Consider the following 17567-nt stretch of genomic DNA (forward strand, 5'->3'; position numbering starts at 1 on the left):
GAGCCGGCCCCTTCGCGTGCCCGGCTGTCAGGAGCAGGTGCGTCCGTCCGCCGGGACCTTCCCGTCCAGGAAGTAGGCGTCGACCAGTGAGGTGACGCAGTCGCTCTCGCCGTAGGAGCCGTGCCCCTCACCCTTGTTGGTCAGCATCACGCCGACCCCCTCGCCCAGTTCGTCCGCCATCCGCTGCGCGCCCTCGTACGGGGTGGCCGGGTCCCCGGTCGTGCCGATGACCAGGATCGGAGCGGCGCCGGGGGCGCTGGCCTCCGGGGTGTCGTGCTCCCCTTCGACCGGCCACCCCGCGCACCAGCCGGCCGTGTCCCAGGCCAGGAACGGGCCGAAGACCGGGGACAGCTTCCGGAATTCGGGGAGCAGCGCCCGGGCCTCGTCGGCCGTCGGCCGCGCCTTGGCGTCGGCGCAGCTGATCGCCCGCTGGGAATGGCTCTGGGTGTCGTAGTGCCCTTTCTCGTCACGGCCGTTGTACGAGTCGGCCAGCGCGAGCAGACGGTCGCCCCTGCCGTTCTCCGCCTCGTCGAGCGCGGCCGTCAGGGTGGGCCAGCCGCTCCTGGAGTAGAGGGGCGTCACGATCCCGATGACGGCGAGTGATTCGTTGAGCTCGCGCCCTGAGGCCGTCGGCAGCGGGTCCTTGTCGATCCGTTCCAGCAGCTCCGCTATCCGCCGGGTGCCCGCCTCCGGGTCCTGGCCGCGGTTCTTCAGGTAGTTCTCCAGGGCCCGCTGGAAGCCCGTCGTCTGGTTGCGGGCGTGGCCCACGGAATCCGCGGTCGGGTCGACGACGGCGTCCAGCACGACCCTTCCCACGGTCCCGGGGAAGAGGTGCGCGTAGGTCCCGCCGAGCTCCGTACCGTACGAGATGCCGAAGTACGACAGCTTCCTGTCGCCGAGCGCCCGGCGGATCGCGTCCATGTCCCGGGCGGCGTTCGCCGTGCCGACGTGGGGGAGCACGGTGCCGGACATGCGCGCGCAGCCGGCGCCGAAGTCCGTGCCGTCCGCGATGAACTCGGCCTCCTCCGCCGCCGTGTCCGGGGTCATGTCGACCTCGCGGTAGGCCGTCTCCTGGTCCTCGTCGTCGCGGCAGCGGACCCCCGCACTGGCCGCGACACCGCGCGGGTCGAAGCCCACCAGGTCGTAGCGGGTGTTGAGCTTTCCGTACGAAGCGGCGGCGCGCGGCAGGGTGCCGACTCCGGAGCCGCCGGGGCCGCCGAAGTTGAAGAGCATCGAACCGAGCCGTTCGCTCTTCCTCGTGGCCGCCTTGCGGACCAGCGCGATGCCGATCGTCCTCCCGTCCGGCTGCGCGTGGTCCAGCGGTACGTCGAGGGTGGCGCACCGCCAGCCGGGTCCGGGTGCGGTGCCGCCCTCCGGGGCGTCGCAGCGCCTCCAGTCGAGCGGCCGGGACCCGGCGGGCGCCTCCGACGAGGCCGACGGTTCCTTCGGCGCCCGCGGCGACGATCCCTTCGAGGACTGCGGTGGCGCCGGGCCGTCGTCGCACCCGGCGAGGACCGCCGTCACCAGCAGAGCCGCCATGGCCGACGACGCGCCTCGGCGGGCCCGTGCACGTACGCGCATGCGCGCTTCCTCCCCCGCGTCCGTGGGCCGCGCCCGGAGCGGTCCGGGCGGCACCGTTGCCCGGCCGTCCAACGAGTGGTCACTCGCAGACCGTTCCCGACTTCGGGACCTTCCCTTCGAGCAGATAGGCGTCCACGGTCCTCTGCACACAGGTGCTGCCGCCGTTGTACGCCCCGTGGCCCTCGCCCTTGTACGTGAGCTCGATCCCGACTCCCTTGCCGAGCTCGGCGGCCATCGCCTTCGCCCCGGCGTAGGGCGTCGCCGGGTCCCCGGTGTTGCCGATGACCAGGATCGGGGCCGAACCGGGCGCGCTGACGTCCGGGGTGTCCCAGGCGCCCGCGACCGGCCAGCCCGTGCAGGCCATCAGGCCCCAGCCCAGGTAGTCGCCGAACACGGGGGAGGCCTCACGGAATGCGGGGAGCGCCTTCCTGGTCTGCTCCAGGGTGAACCGCTGCTTGGAGTCCGCGCAGTTGATGGCCGCGTTGGCGGCGTTCGAGTTGTCGTAGTGCCCGTCCTCGGAGCGGCCGTTCAGCGAGTCGGCGAGCGCGAGCAGCAGCCCGCCGTTGTCGCCGTCCGCCTCGTCGAGGCCCTGTTCGAGCAGCGGCCAGGTCTCCTTGGAGTAGAGGGCCGACGCGATGCCGGTGGTGGCCTGGGTCTCTGTCAGCTTCCTTTCGCCGAGCCCCGGGACGGGCTTCTTCTCCAGCTGGGCGAGGAGGTCGGCGATCCAGTCCTGGACCTCCTGCGCGGTGGCCCCGGGGAGTTTGCAGTCGTCGCGCTCGGCGCAGTCGGCGCTGAAGTTGTCCAGGGCGAGCTGGAAACCCTTGGCCTGGCCGAGCGAGGACTCCAGGGAGTCCTCCGTCGGGTCGACGACCGCGTCCAGGACGGCCCGGCCGACGTTCTTGGGATACAGGTGGGCGTACACGCCGCCCAGTTCGGTGCCGTACGAGATCCCGAAGTAGTACAGCTTGTCGTCGCCGAGCACCTGGCGCAGCAGATCCATGTCCCGGGCCGCGTTCGTGGTGCCGACGTAGGGAAGCTCGTCCCCGGAGTTCTCCTCGCAGTCCGCGATGTAGGACTTCTGGTCCTTGACGAACGCCTTCTCCTCGGCCGCGTCGTCCGGGGTGCCGTCCTGCTCGTAGCGCACATCGAGTGTCGCGTCGTCCGAGCACTCGACGCCCTCGCTGCGGCCGACCCCGCGCGGGTCGAAGCTCACCAGGTCGTAGCGGGTGCGGAGGGTGTCGTAGGCGGTACCGAAGGACGGCAGCGTGGCGACACCGGAGGCGCCCGGTCCGCCGAAGTTGAAGATCAGCGAACCGATGCGCCGGTCCTGGTTCCGGGCGGCGGCGCGGATGAGCGCCAGTTCGATGGTCCGGCCCTCCGGGTCCGCGTAGTCGAGGGGCACGTCCATGAACGAGCACTCCCAGGACGCCCCGCCCGGCAGCGGCGAGGGGGACGTGCCGCTGCCCTGCGCCTCGTTGGGGGCAGGGCAGGGCTTCCAGTCGAGCTTCTGGGAGGACAGGTCCGCCGGCGTCGCGGTGGGGGACGCCGTCGAGGCGGCCTTCGGCGTCGACCTCTCCGTACCTCCGTCGTCGCCGTCGTCCGAACAGGCGGCCAGTGGCAGCAGCACGGTGGCGGTGGCGGCGAGGGCGGCGGCACGCAGAGCGGGAGAGGTCCTCATGACCCCATCGTGCGGCGGGGCGCGGGGTAACGCGCGGGGCGTCGTCCATGCGAGTGGCGCGCCCCGCGCGTGTGTTCTAGAGCTCGCCCTTGCGGGTGAGCTGGTTGAAGCAGATCCAGCCGGGGAGTACAGGCAGCCACAGGGTCATCACGCGGTACAGGAGTACGGCCGGAGCCGCGACCTCCTTCGGCAGGCCCACCGCGATCAGACCCAGGGTCAGTGCGCCCTCGACCGCGCCCATACCGCCCGGGGTGGGCGCCGCCGACCCGAGGGCGTTGCCCGCGAGGAAGACCACCGCGATGCTGGCGTAGCTGAGCTGGGGGACGTCGGGACCGCTGAACGCACGGATCGACGCGTCGAGGCACAGCACGAACAGCCCGGTCAGCAGCAGCATGCCGCCGATGCCGGTGACCAGCTTCTGCGGGCGCTGCACCACGTCGAGCATGCGGGGTACGACGCCGGCGAACAGCGACCGCACCCGGGTGACGACGAACTTCCGCAGGAACGGGATCGCGGTCACCACCAGCACGAGCACGGCGACCGTGAGCAGGCCCGCGATGACCGTCCTCGACGGGGTGAGCGAGTCCGGGGTCTTCTCCGTGCCGGTCAGATACCCGAACAGGGCGAGCAGCAGGATGTGGCAGCCGAGCCCGAACAGCTGGGACGCGCCCACGCTCGCGACGGCGAGCCCCGGGCGCACCCCGGCGCGCTGCAGGAAGCGCGTGTTCAGCGCCACACCGCCGACCGCCGCCGGGGCCACGATCTTCACGAACGAACCGGCCACCTGCGCCAGCACGGTCTTCCCGAACGCCACCCGCTCGGGCACGAAGCCGAGCAGGCTCATGGCCGCGGCGATGTAACTCAGCGCGGAGAAGCCCAGAGCCGCCGCCACCCAGCCCCACTCCGCCTGCTCCACGACCGTGCCGAAGTCGGCCTCGGTGACCTGCGAGATCAGGAAGTAGGCGGCGATGGAGCCCGCGATGAAACTGAAGAGCGTGCGCGGCTTGATGCGCTCCAGACGGACCGGCTCGACCGGAGCCTGCGGCCTGATCAGCAGCACCTGGCGGCGGATCTGGGCCAGCATGTCCTCCTCGCGGGCCTCTTCCAGGGCATCGTCCATCGCCCGCTTCTCGGCCTGCTTCTCCGTGCGCTGCGACTTCCGGACGGCCTTGCGGTCGTTGGCCGCCGAGACGTCGTGCTCCTCGGCCTTGGCCTGCTTGGCCGCTTGCGAGGCCTCCAGTACCGCCTCGCGCTCGCGCTGCGAACGCTCCCGGGCCAGTCTGCGCAGCGTCGCCCGGGTGGAGCGGCTCAGCGCGATCGGCTGGAGCAGCGGCAGGCAGTCGGCGACCGCGTCGGGCCCGAGCACGGCGAGTGCCCCGGCGACGGCCCGTTCGGCGCCCACCCTCAGGCCTGTGGTGGTGAGCAGCTGGGCGACGTCCATACGGAGGATCAGGTCACCGGCCGCGATCTCTCCGCCCCGCAGGTCGGTGACGAACACCGTGCCGGAACGATCCACCAGGATCGCGTCCCCGGTGAGCCTGCGGTGCGCGATCCGCCGCGACTGGAGCGCACGCACCTGCCGCCAGGCACCCTGCACCAGGTCGTCGGTGATCTCCTCGTCCTCCATCGCGTCCAGCGAGCGTCCGCCGATGTGCTCGTAAACGAGCATCACGGCGTCGGGCCCGAGCTCGGACGTGGCGATGAGCTTGGGTGCGTTGGCCCCGGCGGCGATCGCCGCGTACGCGAGGAGCGCCTCCTGCTCCAGGGCCTGGCGCAGCGACTGGATGGAGCGGCGCTGGGTGATGCTGCGCAGGGTGAGTCTGCGCCACACCCGGTAGAAGAAGCCCTGTGCCTGCTGTTCACGGTCGACGACCGTGACGTCCAGCGGAGGGCCGTCCTCCAAGGTCACCAGATATCGGCGGCCGCGGTCGCTCTGGTCGATGTTGTCGGGGGTCTCCTCGGTGCGCATCGCGGCGACCGGGCGGAAGCCGACGTGGCGCAGACCGGCCATCAGGTGCTGGCCGGTCGGACGGACGTTCGGCGAGCCGACCGCGTACAGGGTTCCGTACGCCACGGTCCAGCCGATCAGCACGGTGAGGACGATCGAGAACGGTGTGGTGTAGCCCCCGACCAGCATCGCGAAGGCGTCCAGGAGCAGCACCACCCACAGCACGACCCGCCAGCGGGGTCTGCGGGCCATCCCGACGGCCGTCATGTAGGCGATCACGGGCGCGAGATAACCGTGCACGGGATCGGTGAGCGCGTCCCCGGGCTGGGGCTGGGTCAGGGCGTCCCGGATCGTCCCGGAAGCCGACCGGGCGACCCAGAGATCGGTTGCCAAGGTCACCCCGTGGGCCAGCACGGCGGCGAGCACTCCGTCCGCGATCCGCAGCCCGTCGCGTTTCACCAGGCGCTCGATCGCGAAGGCGACCGGCACGAGGAGCACGGCGATGCTGGACACCAGACCCGCGAGCTTGATCAGCAGGTCGGGGGCCTGGTCGGTGCCCTTGGAGATGTCGTCCTCGAGGCCGGTGGTGGTCCCCTGGGCGAAGGCGGCGATGGAGAACAGCAGAGCGATCGCGAGGACCCCGATGAGGAGCCGCAGCAGATCGGAGGGGCGGTGGACCCGGGCCGGCAGCAGCGGCTCGTCACCCGAGACACGGTCGGTCAGGCCCGCGTCGGCCGACGCGAGGGTCGAGCCGGCGAGGTGCTCCCGGGACGGACCGGGGGTCTTCCCGGCGTCGGGCGCTTCCGGCGCGTCGGGGGCGTCCGGCGCGTCCGGGGCGTCGGGCGCGTCCGGGCGCGGCTCGGCGTCAGAGGCGTCGGCCGCCTTCGGTGGCTGCACGCCCTGCTCCTTAGCCTCTGATGAATCTTCGTGTTCTCGTATCACCGGTCACCGCCCGCATGATGGTGGCACGGCCTGCAGACAGAGGGGGGCATCAGGGTGCATTGCGCGGGCGCGATGCGCAACATACGCTGCTCCGCCCCCGCGTGCACGGTCTGTGATCAGGACGACACCGGGAAGAGCCGGTTGTCGGTGGCGTACGGCAGGATGGGACGGATGAGCGAAGACCGGACGAGCGGCAGCCGGACCGGGGCCGCGCCCGCCGACCCCGTGACGGCCGAGCTGCCCGTCTACGCCGAGCGCGTCCTGGACGTGGCGGACCTGATCCCGCCCGGCCGCGTCATGACGTACGGCGATGTCGCGGAGTGGCTCGGTGACGGCGGGCCGAGACAGGTCGGCCGGGTGATGGCCCTGTACGGCTCCGCGGCGCCCTGGTGGCGTGTGGTGCGCGCCGACGGGGTGCTGCTGCCGGGCCATGAGCTGCGGGCGCTCGGCCACTACCGCGAGGAGGGCACACCGCTGCGCGCGGCCCCGCGCGACGCGGACGGGCACGTGCCGCGCCTCGACATGAAGCGCGCCAGATGGGACGGCGTGACCGGTGGTCCGGGCGACGAAGCTCACATGTGACAGCTTCCGCCATCGCGCCCCGCCGGGAGCGGCGCCGGGCCGGTGAGCGGGACACACCGGCGGGCCGGGGTCCACATGTGACGGGGGACGCGGCCCACTGCCTGATTTCCGCCTCCACGCTGGCGTAGCGTCGTCCACACGCGGCACGCTCCGCTCCCTCATCCGTTCCGTCACGACCGGTCCCTCTTCCCCGGGCCCCGGCACCGTCCTTCACCCGCAGCCGTCACACCCGGGCCGTCACCCCATGGCCGGCCACCACGCAGACCGAGTACACCCTTCAGGACCGGCGATCCACGTGAGTTCCTCCTTCACCACCCGGAACAGCCCGCACCGTCAGGCACGGCGGCGGGTCCCGGGCGCGTACCGGCTGGTGCGCACGCCGCCCGGTTCCGTGGACCCCCCTCTCCTGGACGCACCGCAACGCGCCGTGGTTGACCACCGGGACGGCCCGCTGCTGGTCCTCGCCGGACCGGGCACCGGCAAGACCACGACGCTGGTGGAGGCCGTCGCCCGGCGCGTGGCCCGGGGGACCGATCCCTCCCGCATCCTCGTCCTCACCTTCAGTCGCAAGGCGGCGGTCGAACTCCGCGACAGGATGGCGGCCCGGCTCGGTGGCACCCGGGGCCCTCAGGCCACCACCTTCCATTCGTACTGCTACGCCCTGGTCCGTGCCCACCAGGACGCCGACCTCTTCGCCGATCCGCTGCGCCTGCTCTCCGGGCCCGAGCAGGACGTCACCGTCCGCGAACTCCTGGCCGGCCAGCTCGGCCTCGAACAGGCCGGGCTGTCCCATGTCCGCTGGCCCGACGAGCTGCGGGCCTGTCTGACCACCCGGGGCTTCGCCGACGAGGTGCGCGCCGTGCTGGCCCGCAGCCGCGAGCTGGGCCTCGGCCCGGACGCGCTGGCCGCCTTCGCCCGCCGCACAGGCCGCCCGGACTGGAGCGCCGCGGCCCAGTTCCTCGCGGAGTACCTGGACGTCCTCGACGCCCAGGGTGTCCTCGACTACGCGGAACTGGTCCACAGAGCGGTCCTGCTCGCCGAGCGCCCCGAGGTGGCGGAGGCGCTGTCCCGGAGCTACGACGTCGTCCTCGTCGACGAGTACCAGGACACGGACCCCGCCCAGGTGCGACTGCTGCACGCGCTGGCCGGGAACCGGGGGAGCGCCGCTCCGGGCACCGGCGGCGGCCGGACGCTGATCGCCTTCGGCGACCCCGACCAGTCGATCTACGCCTTCCGGGGCGCCGATGTGAACGGCATCCTCGACTTCCCCGACACCTTCCGCCGTGCCGACGGCGCGCCCGCTCCCGTCGGGGTCCTCACCACCTCGCGCCGCTCCGGCGCACACCTGCTCGAGGCCACCCGGCTGCTCACCCGCAGGATGCCGCTCACCCGCCTGCCCTCGGACAAGGTCCGCGCCCATCGCGCGCTGTCCGCCGTGCGAGAAGGCGGGCGCGTCGAGGCGTACACCTATCCGACACCCTCCACCGAGCTGGAGAACATCGCCGATCTGCTCCGGCGCGCGCACCTCGAAGAGGGCGTGCCCTGGAGGGACATGGCGGTCCTCGTACGAGCCGGCGGCCGTTCGATCCCCGCCGTGCGCCGGGCGCTCACCTCCGCCGGAGTCCCTCTGGAGGTCGACGGCGACGATCTTCCCCTGCGCCACGAGCCGGCGGTCGCCCCGCTCCTGACCGCTCTGCGCACCGTCGCCACGGCGGCGCTCCACCCCGCCGCGCCCGAGGACCCCGAGGAACCGGAGGACCCGGAGGACCCGGAGGACCCGGACGACCCGGAGGACGGGACCGGTGCCGGGAGCGAGGGGGCGGCACCCGGCCGGCTCGACACCGAGACCGCGCTCGCCCTGCTCACCTCACCACTCGGCTCCATGGACGCCGCCGATCTGCGCCGCCTCGGCCGGGCCCTGCGTGACGAGGAGCGGGCCGCCGGGAACCGCGTGCCGCCACCGTCCGGGGACCTGCTGGCCCGGGCACTCGCCGAGCCCGAACGCCTCGTCACGCACGACCCGGCGTACGCCCGCGGAGCCCAGCGGCTCGGTGCGCTCCTGCGCAAGGCCCGTGAACTCCTCGAGGGCGGCGGCACCGCCGAAGAGGCCCTGTGGACCCTCTGGAACGGCACCCCCTGGCCCGGCAGGCTGGAGCGGGCGGCGCTGCGCGGAGGCGCCGGCGGCCGCAACGCCGACCGGGACCTCGACGCCGTATGCGCCCTCTTCGACACCGCCGCGCGGGCCGAGGAGCGCACCGGGGGACGCGGCGCGCTCAACTTCCTGGAGGAGGTCGACGCCCAGGACATCGCCGCCGACACCCTTTCCCGGCGCGCCGTACGCCCCGACGCCGTACGCCTGATGACCGCCCACCGCTCCAAGGGCCTCGAGTGGCGCGTGGTGGTCGTCGCCGAGGTGCAGGAGGGGCTCTGGCCGGACCTGCGCCGCCGGGGTTCGCTCCTGGAGGCGGACCGGATCGGTCGGGACGGCCTGGCCGAACCGCTCACCCCGGGGGCGCTCCTGGCCGAGGAGCGCCGCCTGTTCTACGTGGCCGCGACCCGGGCCCGTGAACGTCTGATCGTCACCGCGGTCAAGGCCCCCGCCGACGACGGCGACCAGCCCTCCCGCTTCCTCACCGAGCTCGGGACCGAGCCCCGGGACGTCACCGGACGCCCCCGCCGCCCGCTAGCGGTGGCCTCGCTCGTCGCCGAGCTCCGGGCGACGACCGTCGATCCCGCCGCCTCGGAGACCCTGCGTGACGCGGCCGCCCACCGGCTCGCCCGGCTCGCGGCGCTCACCGACGACGAGGGCCAGCCGCTCGTGCCCGCGGCCCACCCGTACCGCTGGTGGGGGCTGAACGAACCGACCCGCTCCGAGGTCCCGCTGCGTGACCGGGACCGGCCCGTCGCACTCTCCGGAAGCGCGCTCGACCAGCTCGCCAACACCTGCGCCCTCCAGTGGTTCCTGGGCCGAGAGGTCAAGGCCGACGCCCCGGCGACGGCGGCGCAGGGCTTCGGCAACGTGGTCCACGTGCTCGCCGACGAGGTGGCCTCCGGGCGTACGGCCGCCGACCTGGACGTCCTGATGGAACGCCTGGACTCCGTATGGGACGGCCTGGTCTTCGATGCCCCCTGGAAATCGCATCAGGAGAAGGACCAGGCACGAGCCGCTCTGGAACGCTTCCTGCGCTGGCACGTCATGGACCGCGCGGGGCGCACCCCCACGGCCAGCGAGCACGACTTCGACGTCACCCTCGAAGCGGGTGAGTACGCCGTACGCATCAGGGGCTCCATGGACCGGGTCGAACAGGACGCCGAGGGCCGGGCGTACGTCGTCGACTTCAAGACCGGCAAGGGAGCGCCCACCAAGGACGAAGTGGCCTCCCACCCCCAGCTCGCCGTGTACCAGCTGGCGGTCAGGGAAGGCGCCGTCGACGAGGCCTTCGACGGCCGCCGCCCCGAGCCCGGCGGCGCAGAGCTGGTCCAGCTGCGCCAGCCCGCCCCGAAGAAGGAGGGCGGTGACGCCCTGCCCAAGGTTCAGGCCCAGGAGCCCCTCTCCGGGGAATGGGTCTCCGACCTGCTGGCCACGGCGGCGGGAAAAGTCCTGGACGAGCGGTTCACGCCCACGACCGGCCAGCACTGCACCCACTGCACCTTCAAGGCGTCGTGCAGCGCCCAGCCCGAAGGCCGTCAGATCATCGAATGATCTTCCCTGTGGAATCCGCGTGGCACGGCGTTGTCGGTGCGTCCGGTTAGCCTCTCTGGAGTGTCCTCCCGTATCACCGATCCCGAGCAGCTGAAGGAGCTCCTCGGGATCCCCTTCACCCCGGAGCAGACGGCCTGCATCATCGCGCCGCCCGCTCCGCAGGTGATCGTGGCCGGAGCCGGATCGGGGAAGACCACGGTGATGGCCGCCCGGGTGGTGTGGCTGGTCGGGACCGGACAGGTCGCCCCGGAGCAGGTCCTCGGCCTGACCTTCACGAACAAGGCCGCCGGTGAGCTCGCCGAGCGGGTCCGCAAGGCCCTGGTCGCGGCGGGCGTCACCGACCCGGAGGCCATCGACCCGGACGATCCGCCGGGCGAGCCCAGCATCTCCACCTACCACGCCTTCGCCGGCCGGCTCCTCACCGACCACGGCCTGCGGATCGGCCTGGAACCCACCACCCGCCTCCTCGCCGACGCCACCCGCTACCAGCTCGCGGCCAGGGTGCTGCGCGAGGCACCCGGTCCCTACCCCGCGCTGACCCGGTCCTTCCCCACCCTGGTCAGCGACCTGCTGGCCCTTGACGCCGAGCTCGCCGAACACCTCGTACGCCCCGAGCAGCTCCTGGAGCACGACACGGGGCTCCTCCAGGCCCTGGAGACCGCCAGGCTCAGCAACGCCGAGCTGCGCAAGATCCCCGAGACGGCCGAGGCCCGCCGCGAGCTCCTCGAGCTGACCCGGCGCTACCGGGCGGCCAAGCGCAGCCGGGACCTCCTCGACTTCGGCGACCAGATCGCCCTCTCCGCCGAGCTGGCCCTCACCCGGCCCGAGGTCGGCGCCATCCTGCGCGACGAATTCCGGGTCGTCCTGCTCGACGAGTACCAGGACACCTCCGTGGCCCAGCGACTGCTCCTGGCCGCACTGTTCGGCGGGGGAGGCGGTGACGGCACGGCAGGCCACGCGGTCACCGCCGTCGGCGACCCCTGCCAGGCGATCTACGGCTGGCGCGGTGCCTCCGTGGCCAACCTCGACGACTTCCCGCACCACTTCCCGCACGCCGACGGAACCCCTGCCACCCGCTACTCCCTCAGCGAGAACCGCCGCAGCGGTGGCCGCCTCCTGCACCTCGCCAACGGTCTCGCCGAACCCCTGCGCGCCATGCACGAGGGAGTCGAGGCACTGCGCCCCGCACCCGGAGCCGAAAGGGACGGCACGGTCCGCTGCGCCCTCCTGGACACCCACGCGGAGGAGATCGACTGGCTCGGCGACTCGCTCGCCCACCTCGTCCGGACGGGGACGGCGCCCGGGGAGATCGCCGTCCTGTGCCGGACCGCCGGTGACTTCCCCCGCATCCAGGCCGCCCTGGTCGCCCGCGACATCCCGGTCGAGGTCGTCGGCCTGTCGGGACTGCTGCACCTCCCCGAGGTCGCCGACCTCGTCGCCGTCTGCGAGGTCCTCCAGGACCCGGGGGCCAACGCCTCCCTGGTCCGGCTGCTGACCGGCCCCCGCTGGCGCATCGGACCGCGCGACCTCGCACTCCTGGGGCGCCGCGCCCGGCTGCTCGTCCGCCACTTTGCCGCCGGTGACGACGACGCCGACCCGGACCACCGCCTGGCCGAGGCGGTCGAGGGCACCGACCCCGCCGAGGTGATCTCGCTCGCCGACGCCCTCGACACCTTCCTGGAGTCCGGCGGGTCCGAGGACGACCAGCTGCCGTTCTCCGCGGAGGCCCGCGTCCGCTTCGCCCGCCTCGCCACCGAGCTCCGCGACCTCCGCCGCTCGCTGGCCGACCCCCTCATGGACGTACTGCACCGCGTCCTGGCGACCACCGGCCTGGAAGTGGAGCTCTCGGCGTCGCCGCACGCCCTGGCCGCACGCCGTCGGGAGACCCTCGCCAACTTCCTGGACGTCGCGGCCGGTTTCGCCGCGGTGGACGGGGAGGCGACCCTGCTCGCCTTCCTCGGCTTTCTTCGCACCGCCGCGCAGTACGAGAAGGGCCTGGACAACGCCCTGCCGGGCGGGGAGAACACCGTGAAGGTGCTCACCGCCCACAAGTCCAAGGGCCTGGAATGGGATGTCGTCGCCGTCCCCGGCCTCGTCGGCGGCCAGTTCCCCAGCACGCAGTCCCGGGACGCGTGGACCTCGCAGTCCCAGGTCCTCCCGCACGCCCTGCGCGGCGACGCGGCCACGCTTCCCTCCCTCGACACCTTCGACGCCAAGGGCCTCAAGGCATTCAAGGAGGAGATGAAGGGGCATCAGCACACCGAGGAACTCCGCCTCGGCTACGTCACCTTCACCCGCCCCCGGAGCCTGCTGCTCGGCTCCGGCCACTGGTGGGGCCCTTCCCAGAAGAAGCCCCGCGGCCCGTCCGCCTTCCTGGACGCGCTGTACGAGCACTGCGCGGCCGGATACGGCGAGATCGAGGTCTGGGCGGACGAACCGGGGGAGGGCGAGGAGAACCCGGCGCTCCAGGAGAAGGACGCCGACCAGGCATGGCCGCTCCCGCTCGACGACACAGCCATGGCCCGCCGCCGGGCCGCCCGTGACACGGTGCTGGCGCACCTGGAAGCCCTGGCGGCCACGCCCGTGCCGGATGTCTACGAGGAGGCCGCGGCCGCCGGGGAGCCCAGGCACTCGCAGGAGCCGCCGTACGACGACGGGCCGCCCCATGACGACGAGCCCCCTTACGAGGACGAGCCACCGTACGAGGACGAGGTGCCGCCGTACGACGAGGCGGACGCCCCGTACGACGACCCGTTCCCGGACGGTGGGCCCGTCCCGTCCCCGGACGGCGTCCCGTCCCCCGGCGGTGAGCGGGGTCCGACCGGTGCCGGAGCGCTCCCGCACCGAGCCGCCCCCGCGCCGCACGTCCCGGCCGCCCGTGCCCCGGCGGACGCGGGCCTCACCCCCGAGGAGTCCCGCACCCTCGCCTCCTGGGACCGTGATCTCGACGCTCTCGCCGGTGAGCTGCGCCGCGCCCGTGCGGCCGTGCGCGACGTCGTCGTACCCGCCACCCTCTCCGCCACCCAGCTCCTGCACCTCGCCGACGATCCCGACGGTTTCGCGCGGGAGCTCGCCCGCCCAATGCCCCGCCCTCCGCAGCCCGCCGCCCGCCGGGGGACCCGTTTCCACGCCTGGGTGGAGTCCCGGTTCGAGGAACTGCCGCTTCCCATGCTGGGACCGGACGAACTCCCCGGGGGCGACGAGAACGACGCGGAGATCGCCGACGAGCGGGACCTCGCCGAGCTCAAGGAAGCCTTCGAGCGCACCGCGTACGCCCGGCGCACCCCGTACCGCGTCGAGACACCGTTCCAGATCGCGCTCGGGGGCCGGGTGATCCGCGGCCGGATCGACGCGGTCTACCGCACGGGTGACACGTACGAGATCGTCGACTGGAAGACCACCCGGCACCGCACGGCCGACCCGCTCCAGCTCGCCGTCTACCGGCTGGCCTGGGCAGAACTGCACGGGCTGCCGCTGGAAGCGGTCACCGCGACCTTCCTCTACGTGCGTACCGGGGAGACGTCCCGTCCCACCGGGCTGCCGGGCCGGGAGGAGCTGGAGAAGCTCCTGCTGGACGAGCCACCTCCGCAGGGCCGATAGGCTCATAACCATGAGCGACACCCCGGACAGCGCCGTCCGTACGTACACCGAGCAGCACCGCACAGCCTTTCTCGACGACCTCGCCGAGTGGCTGCGCATCCCGTCCGTATCCGCTCAGCCGGAGCACGACGGGGACGTACGGCGCAGCGCCGAGTGGCTGTCCCGCAAGCTGGCGGAGACCGGCTTCCCGGTCACCGAGATCTGGGAGACGCCCGGAGCCCCGGCGGTCTTCGCCGAGTGGCCGTCAGAGGACCCGGACGCACCCGTCGTCCTCGTCTACGGCCACCACGACGTGCAGCCCGCGGCACGCGAGGACGGCTGGAGCACCGACCCGTTCGAGCCCGTGATCCGCGACGGCAGGATGTACGGACGCGGCGCGGCCGACGACAAGGGCCAGGTGTTCTTCCACACACTCGGCGTCCGCGCCCACCTCGCCGCGACCGGCCGAACGACTCCCGCCGTCCACCTCAAGCTCCTGGTCGAGGGCGAGGAGGAGTCCGGATCGCCGCACTTCCGCGCGCTGGCCGAGGAGCGGGCCGCCCGCCTCGCGGCCGATGCCGTGATCGTCTCCGACACCGGCATGTGGGACGAGAACACCCCCACCGTCTGCACCGGCATGCGCGGTCTCGCGGAATGCGAGATCGAGCTGCACGGCCCCGGCCAGGACATCCACTCCGGGTCGTTCGGCGGCGCCGTCCCCAACCCCGCGACCGCGCTCGCGCGCCTGGTCGCCGCTCTCCACGACACGGAGGGCAGGGTCGCGGTCCCCGGTTTCTACGACGGGGTCGCCGAACTCACCGAGACCGAACGCGCTCTCTTCGCCGAGCTGCCCTTCGACGAGGAAACCTGGCTGCGCACGGCGGCCTCGCGGGCCACCGCCGGTGAGGCCGGCTACTCCACCCTCGAGCGTGTCTGGGCCCGCCCCACCGCCGAGGTCAACGGCATCGGAGGCGGCTACCAGGGCGCGGGCAGCAAGACCGTCATCCCCTCGTCCGCCCTGGTGAAGCTGAGCTTCCGACTGGTCGCCGGCCAGGACCCGGAACGGATCCAGGAAGCGGTCCGCACCTGGGCCGAGGCCCGGATCCCGGCGGGTGTCCGCCACCGGATCACCTTCGCCCCCGCCACCCGCCCCTGTCTGACGCCCCTGGACCACCCCGCCCTCCAGGCGGTGGCGCGCGCCATGGGACGGGCCTTCGGGACGAAGATCCTCTTCACCCGCGAGGGGGGTTCGGGCCCCGCCGCCGACCTGCAGGACGTGCTCGGCGCACCCGTCCTCTTCCTGGGTATCTCCGTACCGTCCGACGGCTGGCACGGCCCCGACGAGAAGGTCGAGCTCGACCTCCTCCTCAAGGGCGTGGAGACCACCGCCCATCTGTGGGGCGAGCTGGCCGACGCACTCCGCTGAATCTCTGAACGCCCGATCCACCCCCGGGGGAGTAGGAAGCACCTGTGAGCACCTTCGACAACGCCACCGCAGACCGCCCGATCGGTCTCACCGCGCCCAGCGGCATCGACCGCGCCGCGCACCACCGGCTCGACGAGGCCTGGCTCGCCGCGGCCTGGAGCCACCCGAGCACCAGAGTCTTCGTCGTCTCCGGGGGTCAGGCGCTCATCGACGACACCCCCGACGGCGGTACCGAGCTCGTCATGACGCCCGCCTTCGAGGCGCCGGTCACCGAGACCCACCGCTACTTCCTGGGCACCGACGAGGACGGCGTCCGTTACTTCGCGCTCCAGAAGGACTCGCTTCCGGGCCGCATGGACCAGTCCGCAAGGCCCGCCGGTCTGCGCGAGGCCGGGATGCTCCTCGGCCCACGCGACGCCGGTCTGATGGTGCACGCGGTGGCCCTGGAGAACTGGCAGCGGCTGCACCGCTTCTGCTCACGCTGCGGCGAGCGCACAGTCATCGCGGCGGCCGGGCACATCCGCCGCTGCCAGGCCTGCGGGGCGGAGCACTACCCGCGGACCGACCCCGCCGTGATCATGCTGGTCACGGACGACCAGGACCGTGCCCTGCTGGGACGCCAGGTGCACTGGCCCGAGGGCCGGTTCTCGACCCTCGCCGGGTTCGTCGAGCCCGGGGAGTCGATCGAGCAGTCCGTGGCCCGCGAGGTGTTCGAGGAGGCGGGCGTCACCGTCGGCGAGGTCGAGTACATCGCCAGCCAGCCCTGGCCGTTCCCGTCCAGCCTGATGCTCGGCTTCATGGCGCGCGCCACGTCCTCGGAGATCAACGTGGACGGCGAGGAGATCGAGGAGGCCCGCTGGTTCTCCCGCGAGGACCTGACGGCCGCTTTCGACTCCGGCGAGGTGCTGCCCCCGTTCGGCGTCTCGATCGCGGCGCGTCTGATCGAGCTCTGGTACGGCAAGCCGCTCCCGAGGCCGGGCGGCGCCGGCTGACGGTGCGGGCGGGACCGCTGCGGCCCGTAAAAGCAAGGGTGCCGCAGGCTGGTCCCCGCGGGCGGCATCCTGGCCGCCCGCCCGCCCGCACGGCTCGGTAGAGTCCGCGGCTATGCCCGAATCGAGCGTCTACCACGACGCGATCATCAACGCCGTCATGGCCAACGCCGGCCGTTCGACACTGCCCTTCCAGCAGGCGCACACGGACCGGCACCACGGAACCGCCTTCTGGTTCAACGATCTCGTCGACTCCACGCCCGACTCCGAGATCATCAGGCAGTACCTCGTGACGGCGGCGGAGCTGACGCGCTACGACCTGGGCGAGCTGACGCTGCGACCCGAGCTGTGCGAACCCGTGATGAGCGCGGAGAAGCTCCTCCTGACGGACTTCGCCGACGGGTGGACCGTCCTCGGTGACCTGGGTGTCGCTGTTATGCCCACGGCGGGGCTCCATGCCCACGGCAAGCGCAAGGGGTGGAGCTGGGCGACGGACGAGATCACCGACGGTCTGGCCGCGCACCACGAGGACATCGCCCGGATCGGGGCCGAGCCTCGGACGGCGTACATCCTGGGCCACGACGTGGGGGAGACGGGCGGCGAGAGACTGCAGGCCGTCATCGTGGGTCAGGTGGCACGCGGGGACGACGGCCATGTCCGCTGGGACTCCACCGTGCCCGAGGGATGCGCCGGTGCTCCGGTCTTCGTGGGGTCGGAGCTCGGGGGAGACAGTTTCAAGCTGGTCTGTATCGGGCTCGTCCTGACCGGTGAGAAGCAGAACCGGATAGCGACCTTCGACCGCATCAGGACCGCTGTGCGGGAATCGGCGGCGGCGCAGGGCGCTGAGCCGGCGGCTTCAGCGCCCACGCCGGGACCTGACCGGGAAGCGGTGCGAAGCCGGAGCTGGTGGCGGAGGAAGCCCCGCAAGCGCTGACGACGCGTCCGCCTGGCTGCGCGGCCTGTTGGACGGACCTGCCCGGACCGGCCCGCCCGCCGATTCCCCGCGGTGCGGGAGGACGGGGCGACGGACCGGCTCCGTGGGAGGGCGACGGACCTGCTCCGTGGGAGGGCGACGGACCGGCTCCGTGGAATGGCGACGGACCGGCTCCGTGGAATGGCGACGGCCCCGGGCTTCTGCC

At 72.8% G+C, this 17567-nt stretch carries 9 protein-coding genes; 6 read left to right on the forward strand and 3 right to left on the reverse strand.

The features are described from left to right. Window positions 1-27 precede the first annotated feature (27 nt). The 3 genes from ACFWFI_RS28090 to ACFWFI_RS28100 form a co-directional block, all read right to left on the reverse strand. Entirely contained in the window at window positions 28-1581 is a 1554-nt protein-coding gene (locus tag ACFWFI_RS28090) for an alpha/beta hydrolase (protein ID WP_387395281.1), read from the reverse strand. Between the two features lie 79 nt (window positions 1582-1660). Then, window positions 1661-3259, reverse strand: coding sequence for an alpha/beta hydrolase (locus ACFWFI_RS28095; protein WP_387395283.1), 1599 nt, complete (start codon window positions 3257-3259; stop codon window positions 1661-1663). Between the two features lie 76 nt (window positions 3260-3335). Then, the gene (locus ACFWFI_RS28100; RefSeq protein WP_387395285.1) at window positions 3336-6104 is read right to left on the reverse strand and encodes a lysylphosphatidylglycerol synthase transmembrane domain-containing protein; all 2769 of its coding nucleotides are present in this window, start codon (window positions 6102-6104) and stop codon (window positions 3336-3338) included. A gap of 216 nt (window positions 6105-6320) precedes the next feature. Between ACFWFI_RS28100 and ACFWFI_RS28105 the strand changes: the two genes are divergently transcribed. From ACFWFI_RS28105 to ACFWFI_RS28130, 6 genes are all read left to right on the forward strand, one after another. Next, a complete protein-coding gene (locus ACFWFI_RS28105; protein WP_387395287.1) occupies window positions 6321-6731 on the forward strand; it encodes an MGMT family protein in 411 nt (136 codons plus the stop codon). A 295-nt stretch (window positions 6732-7026) separates the two neighbouring features. Next, entirely contained in the window at window positions 7027-10434 is a 3408-nt protein-coding gene (locus ACFWFI_RS28110; protein ID WP_387395289.1) for an ATP-dependent helicase, read from the forward strand. A gap of 60 nt (window positions 10435-10494) precedes the next feature. Next, window positions 10495-14034 carry a UvrD-helicase domain-containing protein gene (locus tag ACFWFI_RS28115; protein WP_387395291.1) on the forward strand — a complete coding sequence of 1180 codons (3540 nt, stop codon included), beginning with the start codon at window positions 10495-10497 and terminating at the stop codon, window positions 14032-14034. A gap of 10 nt (window positions 14035-14044) precedes the next feature. Continuing rightward, window positions 14045-15439 (forward strand): dipeptidase, encoded by a 1395-nt coding sequence (locus ACFWFI_RS28120; protein WP_387395293.1) that lies wholly within the window; start codon window positions 14045-14047, stop codon window positions 15437-15439. A 44-nt stretch (window positions 15440-15483) separates the two neighbouring features. Further along, window positions 15484-16431, forward strand: a complete 948-nt coding sequence (gene nudC, locus ACFWFI_RS28125; protein WP_387395295.1) for an NAD(+) diphosphatase — start codon at window positions 15484-15486, stop codon at window positions 16429-16431. 112 nt (window positions 16432-16543) lie between these two features. Continuing rightward, window positions 16544-17362, forward strand: a complete 819-nt coding sequence (locus ACFWFI_RS28130; RefSeq protein ID WP_387395297.1) for a hypothetical protein — start codon at window positions 16544-16546, stop codon at window positions 17360-17362. Window positions 17363-17567: the final 205 nt, after the last annotated feature.

The sequence above is a fragment of the Streptomyces sp. NPDC060209 genome, from assembly GCF_042728155.1.
Taxonomy (GTDB): Bacteria; Actinomycetota; Actinomycetes; order Streptomycetales; family Streptomycetaceae; genus Streptomyces.

Excerpts from the sequence above, each read along its gene's own strand:
- ACFWFI_RS28090 (WP_387395281.1), bottom strand. The coding sequence starts at position 1,581 with ATGCGCGTACGTGCACGGGCCCGCCGAGGCGCGTCGTCGGCCATGGCG.
- ACFWFI_RS28095 (WP_387395283.1), bottom strand. The coding sequence starts at position 3,259 with ATGAGGACCTCTCCCGCTCTGCGTGCCGCCGCCCTCGCCGCCACCGCC.
- ACFWFI_RS28105 (WP_387395287.1), top strand. The coding sequence starts at position 6,321 with ATGAGCGAAGACCGGACGAGCGGCAGCCGGACCGGGGCCGCGCCCGCC.
- ACFWFI_RS28120 (WP_387395293.1), top strand. The coding sequence starts at position 14,045 with ATGAGCGACACCCCGGACAGCGCCGTCCGTACGTACACCGAGCAGCAC.
- ACFWFI_RS28130 (WP_387395297.1), top strand. The coding sequence starts at position 16,544 with ATGCCCGAATCGAGCGTCTACCACGACGCGATCATCAACGCCGTCATG.